At 69.7% G+C, this 20292-nt stretch carries 16 protein-coding genes; 1 reads left to right on the forward strand and 15 read right to left on the reverse strand.

The genetic code is table 11. From position 1 onward, the window contains the following. Positions 1 to 91 precede the first annotated feature (91 nt). A complete protein-coding gene (gene ileS / locus EHO50_RS08095) occupies positions 92 to 3235 on the forward strand; it encodes an isoleucine--tRNA ligase (RefSeq protein ID WP_128429177.1) in 3144 nt (1047 codons plus the stop codon). Between the two features lie 210 nt (positions 3236 to 3445). On the opposite strand, the gene EHO50_RS08100 is transcribed toward ileS, so the two are convergent. From EHO50_RS08100 to ftsL, 15 genes are all read right to left on the reverse strand, one after another. Continuing rightward, positions 3446 to 4585 (reverse strand): DivIVA domain-containing protein, encoded by a 1140-nt coding sequence (locus tag EHO50_RS08100; RefSeq protein WP_128429178.1) that lies wholly within the window; start codon positions 4583 to 4585, stop codon positions 3446 to 3448. A gap of 55 nt (positions 4586 to 4640) precedes the next feature. Next, a complete protein-coding gene (locus EHO50_RS08105) occupies positions 4641 to 4928 on the reverse strand; it encodes a YggT family protein (protein WP_004001943.1) in 288 nt (95 codons plus the stop codon). A gap of 59 nt (positions 4929 to 4987) precedes the next feature. Continuing rightward, entirely contained in the window at positions 4988 to 5629 is a 642-nt protein-coding gene (locus tag EHO50_RS08110) for a cell division protein SepF (RefSeq protein WP_031483359.1), read from the reverse strand. Between the two features lie 122 nt (positions 5630 to 5751). Continuing rightward, on the reverse strand, positions 5752 to 6471 hold the full coding sequence (locus tag EHO50_RS08115) for a YggS family pyridoxal phosphate-dependent enzyme (protein WP_128429274.1): 720 nt from the start codon (positions 6469 to 6471) through the stop codon (positions 5752 to 5754). A 6-nt stretch (positions 6472 to 6477) separates the two neighbouring features. Beyond that, entirely contained in the window at positions 6478 to 7206 is a 729-nt protein-coding gene (gene pgeF / locus EHO50_RS08120; RefSeq protein ID WP_128429179.1) for a peptidoglycan editing factor PgeF, read from the reverse strand. Positions 7207 to 7216: 10 nt separating this feature from the next. Further along, positions 7217 to 8440, reverse strand: coding sequence for a cell division protein FtsZ (ftsZ, locus tag EHO50_RS08125; protein ID WP_128429180.1), 1224 nt, complete (start codon positions 8438 to 8440; stop codon positions 7217 to 7219). Positions 8441 to 8730: 290 nt separating this feature from the next. Continuing rightward, positions 8731 to 9531, reverse strand: a complete 801-nt coding sequence (locus EHO50_RS08130; protein ID WP_128429181.1) for a cell division protein FtsQ/DivIB — start codon at positions 9529 to 9531, stop codon at positions 8731 to 8733. 23 nt (positions 9532 to 9554) lie between these two features. Then, complete coding sequence (murG, locus tag EHO50_RS08135) at positions 9555 to 10649, reverse strand: undecaprenyldiphospho-muramoylpentapeptide beta-N-acetylglucosaminyltransferase (RefSeq protein WP_128429182.1); 1095 nt, start codon at positions 10647 to 10649, stop codon at positions 9555 to 9557. Between the two features lie 6 nt (positions 10650 to 10655). Further along, positions 10656 to 12017: a putative lipid II flippase FtsW gene (gene ftsW, locus EHO50_RS08140; protein WP_128429183.1), complete on the reverse strand. Its 1362-nt coding sequence runs from the start codon at positions 12015 to 12017 to the stop codon at positions 10656 to 10658. 113 nt (positions 12018 to 12130) lie between these two features. Next, on the reverse strand, positions 12131 to 13555 hold the full coding sequence (gene murD, locus EHO50_RS08145; protein WP_128429184.1) for a UDP-N-acetylmuramoyl-L-alanine--D-glutamate ligase: 1425 nt from the start codon (positions 13553 to 13555) through the stop codon (positions 12131 to 12133). Next, positions 13537 to 14610 (reverse strand): phospho-N-acetylmuramoyl-pentapeptide-transferase, encoded by a 1074-nt coding sequence (mraY, locus tag EHO50_RS08150; protein WP_128429185.1) that lies wholly within the window; start codon positions 14608 to 14610, stop codon positions 13537 to 13539. Before mraY ends, murD begins: the two co-directional genes overlap by 19 nt. Next, positions 14607 to 16022, reverse strand: coding sequence for a UDP-N-acetylmuramoyl-tripeptide--D-alanyl-D-alanine ligase (locus EHO50_RS08155; protein ID WP_128429186.1), 1416 nt, complete (start codon positions 16020 to 16022; stop codon positions 14607 to 14609). The genes mraY and EHO50_RS08155 overlap by 4 nt, the downstream gene beginning before the upstream one ends. Positions 16023 to 16026: 4 nt before the next feature. Continuing rightward, positions 16027 to 17553 (reverse strand): UDP-N-acetylmuramoyl-L-alanyl-D-glutamate--2,6-diaminopimelate ligase, encoded by a 1527-nt coding sequence (locus tag EHO50_RS08160; protein ID WP_128429187.1) that lies wholly within the window; start codon positions 17551 to 17553, stop codon positions 16027 to 16029. A 171-nt stretch (positions 17554 to 17724) separates the two neighbouring features. Next, positions 17725 to 19686, reverse strand: coding sequence for a peptidoglycan D,D-transpeptidase FtsI family protein (locus tag EHO50_RS08165; RefSeq protein WP_425472140.1), 1962 nt, complete (start codon positions 19684 to 19686; stop codon positions 17725 to 17727). Between the two features lie 5 nt (positions 19687 to 19691). Next, complete coding sequence (gene ftsL, locus EHO50_RS08170; RefSeq protein ID WP_128429189.1) at positions 19692 to 20288, reverse strand: cell division protein FtsL; 597 nt, start codon at positions 20286 to 20288, stop codon at positions 19692 to 19694. Between the last annotated feature and the right edge of the window lie 4 nt (positions 20289 to 20292).

Raw genomic sequence — 20292 nt, forward strand, 5'->3', positions numbered from 1 at the left:
CCGCGGGAGCGCGCCGAAACCGGCGTACGGAAAGACACAGCTCTCGTCCCTCCGGACGGAAGGCAGCAAGTCCGCCGGAGGAAGCTCGCTGATGACAACGCCGACGTACCGCCAGGTACCCGCCCAGGTCGACCTGCCCGCGCTCGAGCACGCCGTGCTCGACTTCTGGCGCGAGCAGAAGATCTTCGCCAAGAGCCTGGAGCAGTCCGAGGGCCGCCCCGAGTGGGTGTTCTACGAGGGCCCGCCCACCGCCAACGGCATGCCCGGCGCCCACCACATCGAGGCCCGCGTCTTCAAGGACGTCTTCCCCCGCTTCCGCACCATGCGCGGCTACCACGTCGCCCGCAAGGCCGGCTGGGACTGCCATGGCCTCCCGGTGGAGCTGGCGGTCGAGAAGGAGCTCGGCTTCAGCGGCAAGAAGGACATCGAGGCGTACGGCATCGCCGAGTTCAACGCCAAGTGCCGTGAGTCCGTGCTGCGCCACACCGACGCGTTCTCCCAGCTGACGACCCGCATGGGCTACTGGGTCGACCTCGACGAGGCGTACGTCACGATGGACCCCGAGTACATCGAGTCCGTCTGGTGGTCGCTCAAGGAGATCTTCGACAAGGACCTGCTGGTCCAGGACCACCGCGTCGCCCCCTGGTGCCCCCGCTGCGGCACCGGCCTGTCCGACCACGAGCTGGCGCAGGGCTACGAGACGGTCGTCGACCCCTCGGTGTACGTCCGTTTCCCCCTCACCTCCGGTCCGCTCGCCGGCGAAGCCGCGCTCCTGGTGTGGACGACGACCCCCTGGACCCTGGTGTCCAACACGGCGGTCGCCGCGCACCCCGAGGTCAGCTACGTCGTAGCGACCAACGGCGAGGAGAAGCTCGTCGTCGCCGAGCCGCTCGTCGCCAAGGCCCTCGGCGAGGGCTGGGAGACCACCGGCCAGACCTTCACCGGCGCCGAGATGGAGCGCTGGACCTATCAACGTCCGTTCGAGCTGGTCGAGTTCCCGGCACCGGCGCATTTCGTCGTCAACGCCGAGTACGTCACGACCGAGGACGGTACGGGTCTGGTCCACCAGTCACCCGCCTTCGGTGAGGACGACCTCAAGGTCTGCCGCGCGTACGGCCTGCCTGTCGTGAACCCCGTCCGCCCCGACGGCACCTTCGAAGAGGACGTCCCCCTGGTCGGCGGCGTCTTCTTCAAGAAGGCGGACGAAAAGCTCACCGAGGACCTCCAGCAGCGCGGTCTGCTCTTCAAGCACATCCCGTACGAGCACAGCTACCCGCACTGCTGGCGCTGCCACACCGCGCTCCTCTACTACGCGCAGCCGTCCTGGTACATCCGCACCACGGCCGTCAAGGACCGCCTCCTCGAGGAGAACGAGAACACCAACTGGTTCCCCGACACGGTCAAGCACGGCCGCTTCGGCGACTGGCTGAACAACAACATCGACTGGGCGCTGTCCCGCAACCGCTACTGGGGCACCCCGCTGCCGATCTGGCGCTGCGAGGACGACCACCTCACCTGCGTCGGCTCGCGCGCGGAGCTCACCGAGCTGACCGGCACCGACCAGTCGGGACTTGACCCGCACCGCCCGTACATCGACGACGTCACCTTCGCCTGCCGTCACGACGGCTGCGCCAAGACGGCCACGCGCGTGCCGGAGGTCATCGACGCCTGGTACGACTCGGGTTCGATGCCGTTCGCGCAGTGGGGCTACCCGCACAAGAACAAGGAGCTCTTCGAGAGCCGCTACCCGGCGCAGTTCATCAGCGAGGCCATCGACCAGACCCGCGGCTGGTTCTACACGCTGATGGCGGTCGGCACGCTCGTCTTCGACAAGTCCTCGTACGAGAACGTCGTCTGCCTCGGCCACATCCTGGCCGAGGACGGCCGCAAGATGTCCAAGCACCTGGGCAACACCCTGGACCCGATCCCGCTGATGGACCGGCACGGCGCCGACGCGGTGCGCTGGTTCATGGCGGCCGGCGGCTCCCCGTGGGCGGCACGCCGCGTGGGCCACGGCACGATCCAGGAGGTGGTGCGGAAGACCCTCCTCACCTACTGGAACACGGTCGCCTTCCAGGCCCTGTACGCCCGCACGTCGAACTGGGCGCCCTCCGAGGCCGACCCGGCCCCGGCCGACCGCCCGGTCCTGGACCGCTGGCTGCTGTCCGAACTGCACGCGCTGACCGACCAGGTGACCCAGTCCCTGGAGGCGTACGACACCCAGCGCGCCGGCAAGCTGCTCTCGGCGTTCGTCGACGACCTGTCGAACTGGTACGTCCGCCGCTCCCGTCGCCGCTTCTGGCAGGGCGACAAGGCGGCGCTGCGCACCCTGCACGAGGTCGTCGAGACGGTCACGAAGCTGATGGCCCCGCTGACCCCGTTCATCACCGAGCGGGTCTGGCAGGACCTGGTCGTGCCCGTCACCCCGGGCGCCCCGGAGTCGGTCCACCTGACGGCCTGGCCGCAGGCCGACCTGTCGGCGATCGACCCGGAGCTGTCGAAGCAGATGGTCCTGGTTCGCCGACTGGTCGAGCTGGGTCGCGCCACGCGCGCGGAGTCGGGCGTGAAGACCCGCCAGCCGCTGTCCCGTGCCCTGGTGGCGGCCACCGGCTTCGAGACCCTCGACCGCGAGCTGCACACGCAGATCACCGAGGAGCTGAACGTCTCGTCGCTGGCGTCGCTCTCCGAGGTGGGCGGCAGCCTGGTCGACACCACCGCCAAGGCCAACTTCCGCGCCCTGGGCAAGCGATTCGGCAAGCGCGTCCAGGATGTGGCGAAGGCCATCGCGAACGCGGACGCGGCAGCGCTGTCCCTGGCCCTGCGCGAGGGCACGGCGTCCGTCGAGGTCGACGGCGAGACGGTCACCCTCGCCCCGGACGAGGTGATCATCACGGAGACCCCGCGCGAGGGCTGGTCCGTGGCGTCGGACTCGGGTGCGACGGTCGCGCTGGACCTGGAGATCACGGAGGAGCTGCGCCGCGCGGGCCTGGCCCGTGACGCGATCCGCCTGATCCAGGAGGCCCGCAAGAACAGCGGCCTGGACGTGGCTGACCGCATCGCCCTGCGCTGGACGGCAACGGACAAGGCGACGATCGCGGCGCTGGGCGACAACGCCGAGCTCATCGCCGACGAGGTCCTCGCGACGGACTTCGCCCAGGGCGAGGCGGACGACACGTACGGCTCTCCGTTCACGGACGAGCCCCTGACCCTGACGTTCCGCCTGCGCAAGGCGTAGCGAGGCTCGGCCGAACATCCGAAGGCCCGGGACCGCCAAAGAATCTTGGTGGTCCCGGGCCTTCGGCGTTGTGTACGTCGGACACCGCACCCCACCCCCGAACAAACACCGCAAACTCCGTGAACACGCGTAGCAAAAGGGCGGGGCCCCGGATCGAAATCCGGGGCCCCGCCCTGAACGCTGCCGACGCCTAAGGCGTACTACCAACCGTCAGTTGTCGTCCTCGTCGATGAGGAACCCGCGCATCGGAGACGGAGCCTGGCCCATCGGGGACGGACCCTGCGGCCGGACCGGTGCCATGGGCTGGGTCATCGCCGGGGACATCTGCTGCTGACCGCCGTAGGACGGAGCAGCCGGAGACGGGGCGCCGCCCATCGTCTGGTTGCCGCCGTACGACGGGGCACTCGCGCCGGCCGGTGCCATGGAAGGCGCCGGGGACGGCGGGAGGGACGCCGTGGCCGGGGTCCGCGGCGGGGCGAGCGAGTCGTCCGACTGGGTCTCCAGCTGGCGCAGCTGGGACTCGAGGTAGGACTTCAGCCGCGTGCGGTACTCGCGCTCGAAGCCGCGCAGGTCCTCGACCTTGCGCTCCAGCGTGGCGCGGGCGGACTCCAGGGAGCCCATCGCGACGCGGTGCTTCTCCTGCGCGTCCCGCTCCAGGGCGTCAGCCTTGGCACGGGCGTCACGCTCGAGACCCTCGGCACGCGAACGCGCCTCGCCGACGATCTTGTTGGCCTCGGAACGAGCCTCGGCGATCGCCTGGTCGGCGGTCTGCTGGGCCAGCGAGAGGACACGGGCGGCGCTGTCGCCACCGGGGCCACCCTGACCCGGGCCGCCCATGGGGCCGTGGCCACCCATAGGACCGCCCATCGGGCCACCCATCTGCTGCTGCATGGGGGGCTGGCCCATCGGCCCCGGACCCTGGCCCATCGGACCGGGACCCTGCGGGCCACCCTGACCGCCGGGACCGGCGGGCAGCTGCGGAGCACCGCTGGGCAGCTGGGGCGGGCCTCCCATGGGGCCACCCATCTGCTGCTGCGGCGGGCCCGATATGCCGGCGGGTACAGGAGCGCCGGGACCGCGCATGCCCTGCTGAGGCATGCCGCCACCCTGCTGCTGGTCCTGCGGGCCGCCGGGACCCTCCGGGGGCTTGCGCATGTTCTGCTGGTTCTGAGCAGCAGCGCGCGTGGCCGCGGCCAGCTTGGCGCGCAGGTCCTCGTTCTCGCGGAGCAGGCGCGTCAGTTCGGCTTCGACCTCATCGAGGAAGGCATCGACCTCGTCCTCGTCATAGCCTTCTCGGAGGCGGACGGTCGTGAACTGCTTGTTCCGCACGTCCTCGGGGGTCAACGGCATCTCTTCACCTCAACGTAGTGGTCGGCAGTCGGCAAGACCGTATCTGTCACATCGCTCACATCGCGCTCCGCACGAGCGTGATCAGGATGTAGACGATGATCATCAGAACGAAGAAGGACAGGTCGAGCGCCACGCCCCCGAGACGCAGCGGCGGGATGACCCGCCGCAGAAGCTTGAGCGGTGGATCAGTGACAGTGTAGGTGGCCTCCAGAACGACCACCATCGCCTTGCCGGGTTGCCACGAGCGGGCGAACTGGAAGACGTAGTCCATGACCAACCGGAAGATGAGCACGATGAGGAAGACCATCAGCGCGATGTAGAGAACCTGCAAGACCACGCTCATGACTGGTGCTTCCCTCTCCCCTGTTCCCTGTTCCGTGCGGTTGTTTCCGGTAGTGCGTCTCAGCTCTGGTTGAAGAACCCGCCCTCTGCGATACGGGCCTTGTCCTCCGCCGTGACATCGACGTTAGCAGGCGACAACAGGAACACCTTCTGCGTCACCCGCTCGATGCTGCCGTGAAGACCAAACACCAAACCGGCCGCAAAGTCGACAAGTCGCTTGGCGTCTGTGTCATCCATCTCAGTCAGATTCATGATCACCGGAGTGCCTTCACGGAAGTGTTCCCCGATGGTACGGGCCTCGTTGTAGGTCCGCGGGTGAAGCGTGGTGATCCGGTAAGGCTCTCGTTCCGACACAACCTTGGGCATGATCACCGGTGCGTTCTTCTCCAGGCTTGCGCGTTCTTGTGTGATGGACGCCACGGGCGCGATGCGTGCCGGGCGGCTGGATTCCGCGGGTAGCGAAGTCGATCGGGCCACGGGTTCACGCGGCGCGGGCGGCTGTACGATTCGCACCTCTTCGTCCCTTTGGGACTGATGTGCACTGTGCGACTGGTGCGACGGCTCGTGCCGTCGGTGGTCCCGCTCCGGCTCCGGGTCCAGTTCGGGCTCGAAGTCGTCGTCGGGGTCGAACCCCCGGCCGTCGTACCCATCGTCCTCCACGAGGCCGAGGTAGACCGCCATCTTGCGCATCGCGCCGGCCATGCTCTGAGTCCTCCGCTCTGTGGTGGATCGACTGCCAAGTGCCCGCGATCCACGCGGTCGTTACGCCCGCCTTTCGGCGACATTGACCATATTTTCTGCTGTGGTCCGACTTCTTGGCGACGTTACCCGAGCCTGGGGCGGACTCCGAGTACCGCAGTGCCGACGCGCACATGTGTCGCACCGGCCGCCACGGCCTCCTCGAGGTCCGCACTCATTCCTGCCGACACCATGTTCGCAGTCGGATGAGCTCGGCGCAGGTCGGTCGACAAATCCATCAACCGCTCGAACGCCGCCTGTTGGTGCCCCGCGTACTCCCCGGTGAGCGGGGCGACGGTCATGAGGCCGTCGAGCCGCAGCCCCGGAGCCTTCGCGACGAGGTCGGCCAACTCTTCGATCCCGCCCGGCGCCACACCACCTCTCTCGCCCCGCTCGCGCTCCCCCGCATCCAGCGCGACCTGGATGAGGCAGCCCACTTCGCGCTCCTGCCGTACGGCCTCCTTCGACAGGGCCGTCACCAGCTTGGAACGATCGACGGACTGCACGAGATCCGCGTAACCGACCACAGATCGCACTTTGTTGGTCTGCAACTGGCCGACAAAATGCCACGCAAGGGGCAGATCCGAGCATTCGGCGGCCTTCGGTGCCGCGTCCTGATCGCGGTTCTCGGCGACATGGCGCACACCGAGTTCCGACAGCATCCGCACATCGCTCGCCGGGTAGGTCTTGGTGACCACGATCAGGGTCACCTCCTCGCGGCCGCGCCCGGCGGCCGCGCAGGCGGCGGCGATACGGTCCTCCACCTTCGCCAGGTTTTCGGCGAGTTCGTCCTTACGGTCCGTCATGTCCATTCAGTCCAGCCACACATAGCCCGCGAGCCGACCGGTGGTGCGGTCGCGGCGGTACGAGAAGTGGTCGCCCGACTCCCGCGTGCACACCGGTGAATGCTCCCGGTCGCGCACGCCGCGCCGTGCGAGCTGCGCGTGCACCCCTGCGGCCACATCGACCGCCGGCGTGCCCCAACTCGTCTCGGCGTGCGCCGTCGGCTCGACGGCGGCCACCTCGGCGCGCATCGCCTCCGGCACCTCGTAGCACCGGCCGCAGACGGCGGGGCCGGTGCGGGCGACGATCCGGGCGGGGTCGGCGCCCAGTTCCGTCATCGCGCGTAGCGCTGCCGGGACGACCCCGGCGACCATGCCGGGCCGCCCCGCGTGGGCCGCGGCGACGATCCCGGCGACCGGGTCGGCCAACAGGACCGGCACGCAGTCGGCAGTGAGAACGGCGAGGGCAAGACCCCGCCGCGCCGTGACGATCGCGTCGACGCCGGGCACCGGACGATCACGCCATGGCCCGTCGACCACCGCGACGTCCGTCCCGTGCACCTGGTTCATCCAGACGACCTCACCCGGGTCGAGCCCGAGCGACTTGGCGGCGAGCTCGCGATTGGTCAGTACGGCTTCGGGATCGTCGCCGACCGCTCCGCCGAGATTGAGCTCCTCATACGGAGCGGCGCTCACCCCGCCCCACCGGTCGGTGAAGGCGAAGTGCGCGCCGCTCACGATGTCGCGCTGTGCTATCACGTCAGAAGGATCACTTAAGGAAGTCCGGGACGTCCAGCTCTTCCGCCGCGCTGTCGGCGTAGGTCCGCGACGGCGGGACCGGCGGGGCGACCGGGATGTCGGCCACCGGGTCCGGCGCGGCGGGCTCGGGGTCCTCCTTCGGCGTGACGCTGCCGAGCGAGCCGAAGGACGGGCGGCTCTCGGGCTGCCGTACCGGAGTGGGCTCCTCGCGGCGGGGCGCGGACGAGGTCGAGGACGAGGACGAGGAGGACGTCGAGCCGAGGACGTTGTCCCGCCGGGCCGGCGGCTGACCCCCGTCGAAGCCGGCCGCGATCACGGTGACCCGGACCTCGTCGCCGAGGGCGTCGTCGATGACGGCGCCGAAGATGATGTTGGCCTCGGGGTGGGCGGCCTCGCTGACCAGCTGGGCCGCTTCGTTGATCTCGAACAGGCCGAGGTCGGAGCCGCCGGAGATGGAGAGCAGCACGCCCCGGGCGCCGTCGATGGACGCCTCGAGCAGCGGCGAGGAGATCGCCATCTCGGCCGCGGCCACCGCGCGGTCGTCGCCGCGGGCCGAGCCGATGCCCATGAGGGCCGAACCGGCCTCGGACATGACCGACTTGACGTCGGCGAAGTCGAGGTTGATCAGACCGGGCGTGGTGATGAGGTCGGTGATGCCCTGGACACCGGAGAGGAGGACCTGGTCGGCCGACTTGAAGGCGTCGAGCACCGAGACCTGGCGGTCCGAGATGGACAGCAGCCGGTCGTTCGGGATGACGATGAGGGTGTCGACCTCTTCGCGGAGCTCGGCGATGCCGTCCTCGGCCTGGTTGGCGCGGCGCCGTCCCTCGAAGGTGAACGGGCGCGTGACCACGCCGATGGTGAGGGCGCCCAGGGAGCGTGCGATGTTGGCCACGACGGGCGCGCCGCCGGTGCCGGTGCCGCCGCCTTCACCGGCCGTCACGAAGACCATGTCGGCCCCCTTGAGGACCTCTTCGATCTCCTCGCGGTGGTCCTCGGCGGCCTTGCGGCCGACGGCCGGGTTGGCTCCGGCGCCGAGTCCGCGGGTGAGTTCACGGCCGACGTCGAGCTTGACGTCGGCGTCGCTCATCAACAGAGCTTGCGCGTCGGTGTTGATGGCGATGAACTCGACGCCCTTGAGACCGACCTCGATCATCCGGTTGATGGCATTGACACCACCGCCGCCGACACCGATGACTTTGATGACTGCGAGGTAGTTCTGCGGTGCTGCCACGTCGAAGGCCTCTCGCCTCGAGTTACGGGTCGTCGGATCACGGGGAAGCGCTGTGCTCCGCGAAACCCGGCGACTGATGCCGAATGGGACGGTCCGTAGCGCCGACCCGAACCCTAACCCTGAAGTTTAGGGTTACCAGTGTGTCTGTTCCTTGAAGTCTTCTGAACAGGACACTAAGTCGACAAGTGGCGCACGTTCAACGAACACGCCGAACCTCCCGTTTTTCTTTTCACCCTATGTGATCAGCCATGTCGCTGCCCAACCAGGGTGCTGGCCTGCGCAGATGTGCGTCAACTCCCGGATGACGCAGGGGCGGTGGGAACGCTGACGTCGAAGTACCGCGCATCCGGCGAGGCTTTCATGAGAGCGGTGAGTGTGCGAGCCTTCGCGGCACCCTTCTCGCCACTGCCCCATGCGACGATCCGGCCGTCACCCAACTCCAGTGAGATGTCGTCGTAAGAACGGACCTTGACGACCTCGGTGACACGCGCGACGGCGGCCGGAATGGCACCGGCGACCCGTACCGCCTCCCGCACCAGACGGCCCTCGCTGAAGCGGCGCAGGCTCGCGGCGGCGGAGCTCGACCGAGACACCGTCAATTCCAGTGCGGGAACGCCTTTCGGGGCCTCAGAAACCGTGGCGAATCGGACACCTTCATCGTCCACTTCGATGAACTTTCCGCCTCTTTGGACAATCAGAACCGGAGTGCGTTCCACCACTTTCAGGCCGATTCCATGCGGCCAGGAGCGGACTACGTCAACCGCGTCAATTCGGGGCAATTTCCGGCGCAGTCGTGCCTCAATCGCATCGGTGTCGACGGAAATCAGCGGCGCCCCGACGGGAACGTCGGCCGCCTCGAGAACCTGTGCGGGCGTCAGAACCCGGGTCCCGGCAACGGATACGCGCTCGACGCGCAGCCACTTGGAGCCGTACAGCAGCCAGCCGGAGCCCGCGCCGAGGAGCGCGAGCACGACGGCAAGAATGATGATCGTACGAAGGCGAAGGCGTCGCGGCCTCAACCTCTGGACGAGGGGCGGGTCGGACGACTCCTGCTGGCGTTCACCGCGCTCGGCGGTCGTCGGTCCGGCCACGCTCCCTGCCCTCCGTCATACGGTTACTGGCGGCGGTGCGAGGCGATCGCCTCGTACACCATGCCGACGAGCAGGTCGTCGGCGTCCCGGCGGCCGAACTCACTTGCGGCGCGGGACATCTCGTACAGCCGGTGCGGGTCGGCGAGCACGGGCAGGACGTTCTGCTGCACCCACTCGGGCGTGAGTTCCGCGTCGTCGACCAGCAGGCCGCCGCCGGCCTTGACCACCGGCTGGGCGTTCAGCCGCTGTTCGCCGTTGCCGATGGGCAGCGGGACATAGGCGGCCGGGAGCCCGACGGCGGAGAGTTCGGCGACGGTCATCGCGCCCGCACGGCAGAGCATCATGTCGGCCGCGGCGTACGCGAGGTCCATCCGGTCCACGTACGGTACCGGGATGTATGGGGGCATTCCCGGCATCTGGTGCACCTGCGGCAGTTCGTTCTTCGGGCCGACCGCGTGCAGGATCTGGATGCCTGCCTGCTGGAGCCAGGGCGCGACCTGCTGGACGACCTCGTTGAGGCGGCGCGCGCCCTGGGAGCCGCCGGAGACCAGCAGCGTGGGCAGGTTCGGGTCGAGACCGAACGCGGCGCGGGCCTCGGGGCGGACGGCCGCACGGTCGAGGGTGGCGATGGTCCGGCGCAGCGGGATGCCGATGTAGCGCGAGTTGCGGAGCTTGCTGTCCGGGGTGGAGACGGCGACCTGGGCGGCGTACCGCGAACCGATCTTGTTGGCGAGGCCCGGGCGGGCGTTGGCCTCGTGGATGACGATCGGCACACCGAGGCGCTTCGCGGCGAGGTAGCCGGGCAGGGCGACATAGCCGCCGAAGCCGACGACGCAGTCCGCCTTCGTGCGCTCCAGGATCTGCTCGGTCGCCTTGATCGTGCCGCGCAGTCGGCCCGGGACGGTGATCAGCTCGGGCGTCGGCTTGCGCGGCAGAGGTACGGCGGGGATCAGCGCGAGCTCGTAGCCCCGCTGCGGAACGAGCGTGGTCTCAAGGCCCCGCTCCGTGCCCAGGGCCGTGATCCCCACGGTGGGGTCCTGCCTGCGCAGGGCGTCCGCGAGGGCGAGCGCGGGCTCGATGTGGCCGGCGGTCCCCCCACCGGCGAGTACGACATGCACCGAAATTCACCGCTCTCCGGACGAGCGCGCCGCCGAGGCACGCCGTCGCATCGTGTTCCATCTCCGAGGCTCCCGGCCGCGGCCGGGACCTCCCGCACGCTTTCTACCAAAGCGGGGTTGCCGCGCAGAAAGCGCTGCCCGCGCAGCGGGCTCGTCGCGTGCGAAGGCGATCAGCAGCCCGATGGCGAACATGGTCGGCAGCAGGGCGGACCCTCCGTAGGAGAACAGCGGGAGGGGGACACCGGCGATCGGCAGCAGGCCGAGCACCGCACCGATGTTGATCACGGCTTGCGCGGTGATCCAGGTGGTCACACCTCCCGCGGCATACCTCACGAAGGGGTCCTCCGTGCGTCCGGCCACGCGGATACCCGCATAGCCTAGAGCCGCGAAGAGGGCGAGCACCGACACCGTCCCCGCCAAGCCCAGTTCCTCACCGGTGACGGCGAAGATGAAGTCCGTGTGGGCTTCGGGGAGTTGCCCCCATTTCTCCACACTCGCACCCAGTCCGGAGCCGAAGATTCCGCCGGAGGCGAGCGCATAGATGCCGTGCACCGCCTGCCAGCAGTCGACGAGGCCGCTGCGTGGCTCGGTGGCGCCGAGGCACTGCAGTCGGGCCATGCGGTTCTCGCTGCTCTTGATGAGGATCACGCCGATCGCGGCGGCGACCGACAGCACCCCCACGAACAGCCGGGTCGGCGCCCCCGCCAGCCACAGCAGGCCGAACAGGATCGCCGACAGGATGATCGCCGTACCCATGTCGCCGCCGAGCATGATCAGCCCGAGCAGCATGAAGGCGACCGGCACGAGCGGCACCAGCATGTGCTTCCACTGGGTCAGCAGCTTCTTGTCCTGCTTGCGCGCGATCAGATCGGCGCCCCACAGCACCAGCGCGAGCTTGCCGAACTCGCTGGGCTGGATCTGGAAGGAGCCGCCGAGGGCGATCCAGTTCTGGTTGCCGTTGACCGCGACTCCTATCCCGGGCACCTGCACCAGCGCCATCAGGAAGACGGCACCGGCGAGGATCGGATAGGCGAGCGCCCGGTGCAGCTTCACGGGCATCCGGGACGCGGCGAGCAGCAGCCCGGTGCCGATCGCGGCGGCCAGCAGTTGCTTGCGGAAGAAGTACGACCCGGGCAGCGACATCTGCAGCGCGGTGATCTGGGAAGCCGAGTAGACCATCACCAGGCCGAGCACGGTGATCAGCAGGCTGCCGCCGAGGATCAGGTAGTACGCGGTCAGCGGCCGGTCCCATGCTCGGTGCAGGCGCGTGTAGAGCCGCCGTACGGCGTTGTCGCGCGGCGGCCCCGGAGCGACGGGGCGCCGAACGGCCCGCTGGACCGGGGGCCCTCCCGTACGGCTACCGGGCATCGGCGCTCACCGCCTCCCGGTGGGCGTGCGTACCGTCCAGCCACATCCGAGTCACGCGTCCCTCCACATCACGGCGGGGGTCCCGAAGCACCCGCAGTGGCCGAGACCCGGCGTCAGGCGCCCGCGCCGAGTCCGCGAACCGCCTCCGCGAACACGTCACCGCGCTGGTTGTAGTTGGCGAACATGTCCATCGAGGCACAGGCCGGGGCAAGGAGCACCGTGTCGCCGGGCTGTGCGAGCCGCTTCGCCTCCTGGACTGCCGCGAGCATCGCCCCAGTGTCGGTCCGGTCGAGGTCGACGACGGGTACTTCCGGCGCGTGTCGCGCGAGGGCTTCACGGATCAGGCCCCGATCCGCGCCGATGAGCACGGCTGCGCGAAGTCGCTTTGCCGACTTGGCGACCAGCTCGTCGAAGACGGCGCCCTTGGCGAGCCCGCCCGCGATCCAGACGATGGAGTCGTACGCCGCCAACGACGCTTCCGCCGCGTGGGTGTTGGTGGCCTTGGAGTCGTCCACGTAGGCAACCTGGTCCACGTCCGCCACGTGCGCGATGCGGTGGGCGTCCGGGGTGAAGGCCCGCAGGCCGTCGCGTACGGCCTTGGGGGGCACCCCGAAGGCCCGGGCGAGGGCCGCCGCCGCGAGGGCGTTGGCGATGTTGTGCGGGGCCGGCGGGTTGATGTCGGCGACCTCGGCGAGCTCCTGGGCGTTCTTCTGCCGGTTCTCGACGAAGGCGCGGTCGACGAGGATGCCCTCGACGACGCCGAGTTGGGACGGCCCCGGGGTGCCCAGCGTGAAGCCGATGGCCCGGCAGCCCTCCTCGACGTCCGCCTCGCGCACCAGGTCCTCGGTGGCCTTGTCGGCGACGTTGTAGACGCAGGCGACGCGGTTGCCCTCGTAGATACGGCCCTTGTCGCGCGCGTACGCCTCCATGGAGCCGTGCCAGTCGAGGTGGTCGGGGGCGAGGTTCAGCACGGTGGCGGAGTGGGCGCGCAGGGAGGGCGCCCAGTGGAGCTGGTAGCTGGACAACTCCACGGCCAGGACGTCGTACTGCTCCTCGCCGAGCACCGCGTCGAGGAGCGAGACGCCGATGTTGCCGACGGCGGCCGTGCGCAGGCCCGCCGCCTTGAGGATCGAGGCCAGCATCTGGACGGTCGTGGTCTTGCCGTTGGTGCCGGTGACCGCGAGCCAGGGGGCGGCGTCGGGGCCGCGCAGCCGCCAGGCCAGCTCCACGTCGCCCCAGACCGGGACGCCCGCTTCATGAGCCGCCGCGAACAGCGGCTTGTCGGGCTTCCAGCCGGGGGCGGTGACGATCAGCTCGGTGCCTTCGGGCAGGGTCGCTCCGTCGCCGAGGCGCACGGTGATGCCCAGGGCCTCCAGTTCGGCGGCCTGGGCACGCGCGCGTGCGTCGTCGCCGTCGTTGACGACGGTGACCTTCGCGCCGAGGCCGTGCAGCACCTTGGCCGCCGGGATCCCGGAGACGCCGAGCCCGGCGACGGTGACGTTCTTCCCCTGCCAGTCGGTCACTTTTCGGCTGCCCATCCCGCGTAGAAGAGGCCAAGTCCGACAATCACACAGATGCCCTGGATGATCCAGAAGCGGACCACCACAAGGACTTCGGACCAGCCCTTGAGTTCGAAGTGGTGCTGCAGTGGCGCCATCCTGAAGACGCGCTTGCCGGTGAGGCGGAAGGAGCCGACCTGGATGACCACCGACATGGTGATCAGCACGAACAGGCCGCCGAGGATGGCGAGCAGGAATTCGGTGCGGGAGCAGATCGCGAGACCGGCGAGCACACCGCCGAGGGCGAGCGAGCCGGTGTCACCCATGAAGATCTTGGCCGGCGACGTGTTCCACCACAGGAAGCCGAGGCAGGCGCCCATCAGGGCGGCGGAGACGACGGCGAGGTCGAGTGGATCGCGTACCTCGTAACAGGCGTTGGGGTTGGTCAGGGTCTGCGCGTTGGCGCAGGACTCCTGGTACTGCCACACACCGATGAACGTGTAGGCGCCGAAGACGAGCACGGAGGCGCCGGTGGCCAGGCCGTCCAGACCGTCGGTGAGGTTCACGCCGTTCGACATCGCGAGGATCATGAACAGCGCCCAGACGACGAACAGCACCGGGCCGATGGTCCAGCCGAAGTCGGTGATGAACGACAGCTTCGTGGACGCCGGGGTGTTGCCGCGGACGTCCTCGAACTGCAGCGAGAGCACCGCGAAGGCGATGCCGCCGGTCAGCTGGCCGGCCATCTTCGCCTTGGCCCGCAGGCCCAGCGAGCGCCGCTTGACGATCTTGATGTAGTCGTCGAGGAAGCCGACCAGACCCATGCCGACCATCAGGCCGAGCACCAGCACACCGGAGTAGGTCGGCGGCTTGCCCGTGATGAGCTTCGACAGGAAGTAGGCGGCGACCGTCGCCAGGATGAAGGCGATACCGCCCATGGTCGGCGTACCGCGCTTGCTGGCGTGCTCGCGCGGGCCGTCGTCGCGGATGTACTGGCCGTAGCCCTTGCGCGCGAGGAGCTTGATCAGCAGTGGGGTGCCGATCAGGGTCAGGAAGAGACCAATGACTCCTGCGAACAGGATCTGCTTCATCATCGGGCGGCAACCTCACCCTCGGCACCGGTCCCGAGCAGCGCCTCGGCGACGCTCTCCAACCCCACGGAACGGGACGCCTTCACGAGTACGACGTCCCCCGGGCGCAACTCGCTGCGCAACAGGTCGACCGCCGCCTGTGCGTCGGACACGTGCACCGACTCCTCACCCCACGAACCCTCGTTATATGCGCCCAGTTGCAGCCAGGACGCTTCCCTGCCCCCGACCGCGACGAGCTTGCTGACGTTGAGCCGGACGGCGAGCCGTCCGACCGCGTCGTGCTCGGCGAGCGCCTCGTCCCCGAGCTCGGCCATCTTGCCGAGCACCGCCCAGGTCCGCCGTCCCTTCCCCATGGCCGCGAGCGCGCGCAGGGCGGCCCGCATGGACTCCGGGTTGGCGTTGTAGGCGTCGTTGACGACGGTCACACCGTCCGGGCGCTCGGTGACCTCCATCCGCCAGCGGGAGAGGGAGCCCGCCTCGGAGAGCGCGGTGGCGATCTCTTCCGCGGACATGCCCAGCTCATGGGCGACGGCGGCCGCGGCGAGCGCGTTCGACACGTGGTGCTCACCGTACAGGCGCATGGTCACATCGCTTGCACCGGAGGGTGTGTGAAGAGTGAAAGCAGGCTGTCCGCTGTCCGTGAGTCTCACGTTCTCGGCGCGTACGTCCGCTTCGCCTGACTCTCCGAAAAGGATCACCTTCGCCTTCGTACGGGACGCCATGGCCCGTACGAGGGGATCGTCGGCGTTGAGGATCGCGGCGCCGCCGTCTTCCGATGCCGGCAGGCCCTCGACGAGCTCGCCCTTGGCCTGCGCGATCTGCTCACGGCCGCCGAACTCGCCGATGTGGGCGGTGCCGACGTTGAGCACGAGGCCGATCTTCGGGGGCGTCAGATCGGTGAGGTAGCGGATGTGGCCGATGCCGCGGGCGCCCATCTCCAGGACGAGGAACCTGGTCTCCTCGGTGGCGCTGAGGGCGGTCAGCGGCAGCCCGATCTCGTTGTTGAGCGAGCCCGGCGTCCACACGGTGGGCGCCTTGCGCTGGAGCACCTGGGCGATCAGGTCCTTGGTGCTGGTCTTGCCCGCCGAGCCGGTCAGGGCCACGAGGGTCGCGCCGAGCCGTCGTACGACATGGCGGGCCAGGGCACCGAGGGCCTTCTGGACGTCCGCCACCACGATCGCGGGAACACCGACGGGGCGCGACGCCAGTACGGCGACCGCGCCCGCTTCGACGACCTGCTGGGCGAAGTCGTGGCCGTCCACGCGCTCGCCGACGAAGGCGGCGAAGAGGGTGCCGGGCTCGACTTCACGGGAGTCCCGGACGACCGGTCCGGTGACCTGGACGGATGGATCCGGTATGTCGTACGACTGCCCGCCGACGACTTCTGCGATCTCGGCGAGAGAGAGGGCGATCACAAGTTCATCCCTGAGTCTTCTGGATAGCTTCGCGAAGCACCTGGCGGTCGTCGAAGGGACGGACCACTCCGGCGATGTCCTGGCCCTGCTCATGGCCCTTGCCGGCGACCAGCACGGTGTCGCCGGGCTGGGCGCGGGCGACGGCTGCGGTGATCGCGGCGGCCCGGTCCTCGAAGACCTGGACCTCGCCACGCTCGTGCGCCGGCACGGACGCCGCGCCCTGGAGCATGGTTGCGAGGATCGCCAGGGGGTCCTCGGAACGGGGGTTGTCGGAGGTCAGTACGGCGGTGTCGGCGAGCCGGGCCACGGCGGCCCCCATCGGCACGCGCTTGGTCGTGTCGCGGTCCCCGCCGCAGCCGAGCACGACGTGCAGCCTGCCCTCGGTGACCTTGCGGAGCGCCTTGAGCACCGACTCGACGGCGTCGGTCTTGTGCGCGTAGTCCACGACCGCGAGATACGGCTGCCCCGCGTCCACCCGCTCCAGGCGGCCCGGCACTCCCGGCACCGCGGCGATGCCGTCGGCGGCGGCCTGGGCGTCGAGGCCGGCGGCGGCCAGGGCGGTGATGGCGGCGAGGGTGTTCGCCACGTTGAAGGGGCCCGCGATCGGCGACCTGGCGGCGATCCGCTCGCCCTTGGGGCCGATCACGGTGAACGTCGAGTCCATGGGGCCGACTTCGACGTCCTCGGCGCGCCAGTCGGCGTCCGGGTGGCCCTCGGCGGAGAAGGTGACGACCGGGACGGCGGCTTCCTTGGCCAGCCTGCGCCCGTACTCGTCGTCGAGGTTGACGACGCCGAGTTTGCTGCGTTTCGGGGTGAACAGCTGTGCTTTGGCCCGGAAGTAGTCCTCCATGTCGGAGTGGAACTCCATGTGTTCCGGGCTGAGGTTGGTGAAGACCGCGATGTCGAAGACGCAGCCGTCGACGCGGCCGAGGACCAGCGCGTGGCTGGAGACCTCCATGGCGACCGCCTCGACGCCGCGTTCGCGCATGACGGCGAACAGGGCCTGCAGGTCGGTGGCTTCGGGGGTGGTGCGCTCGGACTTGATGCGCTCGTCGCCGATGCGCATCTCGACCGTGCCGATGAGTCCGGTGGCACGGGCGGACTTGAGGGCACCCTCGACGAGGTAGGCGGTGGTGGTCTTGCCGGAGGTGCCGGTGATGCCGATCTGCAGCAGGTCGCGGCCGGGGTGGCCGTAGATCGTGGCCGCCAGCTCGCCCATCTGCCCGCGCGGGTCGTCGACGACCAGGACCGGCAGGCCGGTCTCGGCGGCGCGCTCGGCGCCGGTCGGGTCGGTCAGCACGGCGATCGCGCCGAGGCCCGCGGCCTGCGTGACGAAGTCGGCGCCGTGCAGGCGGGCGCCCGGGAGGGCGGCGTACAGGTCGCCGGGGCGGACGGCGCGCGAGTCATGGGTGATGCCCGTGACGTCGACGGCGTCCGCGCGGTCCGGCGCGGCGGCACCCAGCTGATCGGCGAGTTCCGCGAGGGGTGTGGCGGAGAGCTGCGCCGGCCTGGGCGGCCCCGGATATGTCACGGGATGCCCCTTCTGGGTGGTTTGGGACTGATCAGCGTGTGGCACGGCGGTGAGCGTACCGGGCGCACCCGCCTGGGAGCGAAGTGAGGGGCGGGGGGCGTCCTGGTTCCCGGAGTCGGGGGTGATCGTTGTCACGAGGTGGTTCCTGGGTGCTCGGTGCTGATCAGGGGGTCAGGGTTTGTAGGCGACCGGGAGCTTCGCGGGCTTGGCCCCGGTCGGCGGGATCTGGAGGGTCTTCAGGGCGAACTCCATCACCTTCTTGTAGATGGGGCCGCAGATCTGGCCGCCGAAGTAGTTGCCCGCGGTGGCGTTCTGGATGGCGCAGTAGACCGTGATGCGGGGCTTGTCCGCGGGCGCGAAACCAGCGAACGACGACGTGTAGCCGCGGTACTTGCCGGTGGCCGGATCGACGCGGTTCGCCGTACCCGTCTTGCCCGCGACCCGGTAGCCGGGGATGCGCGCCTTGGTGCCGGTGCCCTCCCTGTCGCCCACGACCGACTCCAGCATCTGGGCGAGGGTCTTCGCCGTCTTGGCGCTGATGACCCTGGTCTTCTTGGGTGCCGGGGCGTCGGTGAACTGCCCGTCGGGCCCCTTGGTGCCGCGTACGAGCGTGGGTTCGACGCGGACGCCGTTGTTGGCGATCGTCGAGTAGATCGAGGCCGCCTGCATCGCGTTGAGGGACAAACCCTGGCCGAAAGGAATCGTGTACTGCTGCGAGGTCGACCACTTGTCCGGGGCGGCGAGGATGCCCCGGGTCTCGCCGGGGAAGCCGAGGCCGCTGTAGCTGCCGAGGCCGAACCTGCGCAGGTAGTCGTAGAGGACCTTGTTGGCTTGCGGCTGGGTCCTGCCGAGCTGGCCGGTGGCCAGGATGGTGCCGATGTTGCTGGACTTGGCGAGGACGCCGTTGAGCGTCAGGAACCAGGTCGCGTGGTCGATGTCGTCCTTGAAGAGCCGGTCACCACGGTGCAGCCGGTTGGGTACGACGACATGCGTGCCGGGCGTGGCCACGCCCTCCTCCAGTACGGCGGCCATCGACATGACCTTCGCGGTGGAGCCGGGCTCGTAGGCGTCCTGGACGGCCGCGTTGCCCATGTTCTCGCCGCTGGCCGCGGAGAGGTCGTTCGGGTCGAAGCCGGGCGAGTTGGCCATGGCGAGGATCTCGCCGGTGCGGGTGTCCTGGACGATCACATAGCCGCGGTCCGCCCTGGACTCCTCCACCTGCTCGGTGATCGCGTTCTGCGCGGCCCACTGGATGTCGCGGTCGATGGTGAGCTCGACGTCGCTGCCGGGCACGGCGGGCGTCTCGGTGGAGCCCGCGGTGGGGACCTGGCGGCCGCCGGACTGGGCGTAGCGGATCTCGCCGTCCTTGCCGGACAGCTGCTTGTTCAGCTGCTGCTCGATACCGCCGCCGCCCTTGCCGTCGGCGTTGACCCAGCCCAGTATCCCGGCGGCGAGATCGCCGTTCGGGTACACGCGCTTGCTGCTGGCGACGGACAGGACGCCCGCGAGGACGTTGACCGTGCTCTTGTCGCTCTCGGCCTTGGTGGCCAGCGCGCTCTTCAGGTCCTTGATCTGCTTCCAGACCTGCGGGGTCTGGCGGCTGGCCAGCAGGGTGTAGCGCAGGTTCTTGTTCGCGGGCCGGAGCTTCTTGACGATCGCGTCCGGTTCCTGGCCGAGGATCGGCGCGAGGAGGGCGGCCGCCTGCTCGGGGCCGTCGTCGATCTTCAGCTGTTCGCGGCTGAAGAGCGTGGGGTCGGCCGTGATGTCGTACGCGTCCACGCTGGTCGCCAGCGCCACGCCGTTGCGGTCGGTGATGCCCCCGCGCACGGCGGCCAGGGTGTAGCCGACGTACCGGTTCTTCTCGGCCTTGGCCGCGTAGGTGCTCGCGTCGACGGCCTGCACCTGGAGCAGCCGTACGACGAAGGCGATCAGGACGAGGGTGAGGGCCAGGCTGACCATGCGCAGCCGGGGGCGGGGGCTGCCGAGCCGGATCTTGGCGGGGGGCATGGGGCGCGACCGTGCCGGGCGGCCGGCCGGGCGGGCCGCGGGGGCCGGGCGCCGCTGGGCACCACCGGAGCGGGCGGGCTTGGCGGGTCCGGGCACGCGGCGGCGCGGCGGTTCCCTGTCGGACACTTCCGTCACCTGCCAGGGGTCGGGTACGTGGAGGACTGGGCGGACGGGATGGACTGCTCGGGGGGTGCGTACTGGGGCACGCCGGGGGCGACTTCGGGGGCCTCGTACCCGGACACGGCGGCGGTGTCCTCGGGGTCCGAGGTGGTGGGTGCCGGGCTGGGCGTCGGGGGCGCCGTCGGCTCGCTGACGAGGGCCTCGGGGGCGAGGACGAGGGGGACGTAGTCGGAGGTCTGGTCGGCGGGCGCGGGGCTGGGGACGCCCTTGACCGTGCCGTCGGGGCCGAGGAAGGCGGGGTCGCCGCCGGGGACCATGCCGAGTTCCCGGGCGCGGCGCTGGAGGGCGTCGGGGGCGGAGTAGGCGTCGATGTCCCGCTGGAGGGACTGTTCCTCGTCGGTGAGGGCCTTTCTGTCCCTCTTCAGGTCGTCGAGTTTGAACGCGCCTTCGCTGAGGGCCGAGTTCAGCACGAGGAGCCCGATGAGGCCGCCGCCGAGGAGGACTACGACGAGGAGGACGAACGGGGTACGCGCGGCCTGCCCGGCCCCGGTGGGGAAGAGCCGCGCGAGCCGTGCCGCGCGCCCCCTCAGTTCGGGTTTCCTACTCACTCAC

This window comes from Streptomyces cyaneus (genome assembly GCF_004028635.1).
GTDB classification, from domain to species: Bacteria; Actinomycetota; Actinomycetes; order Streptomycetales; family Streptomycetaceae; genus Streptomyces; species Streptomyces cyaneus.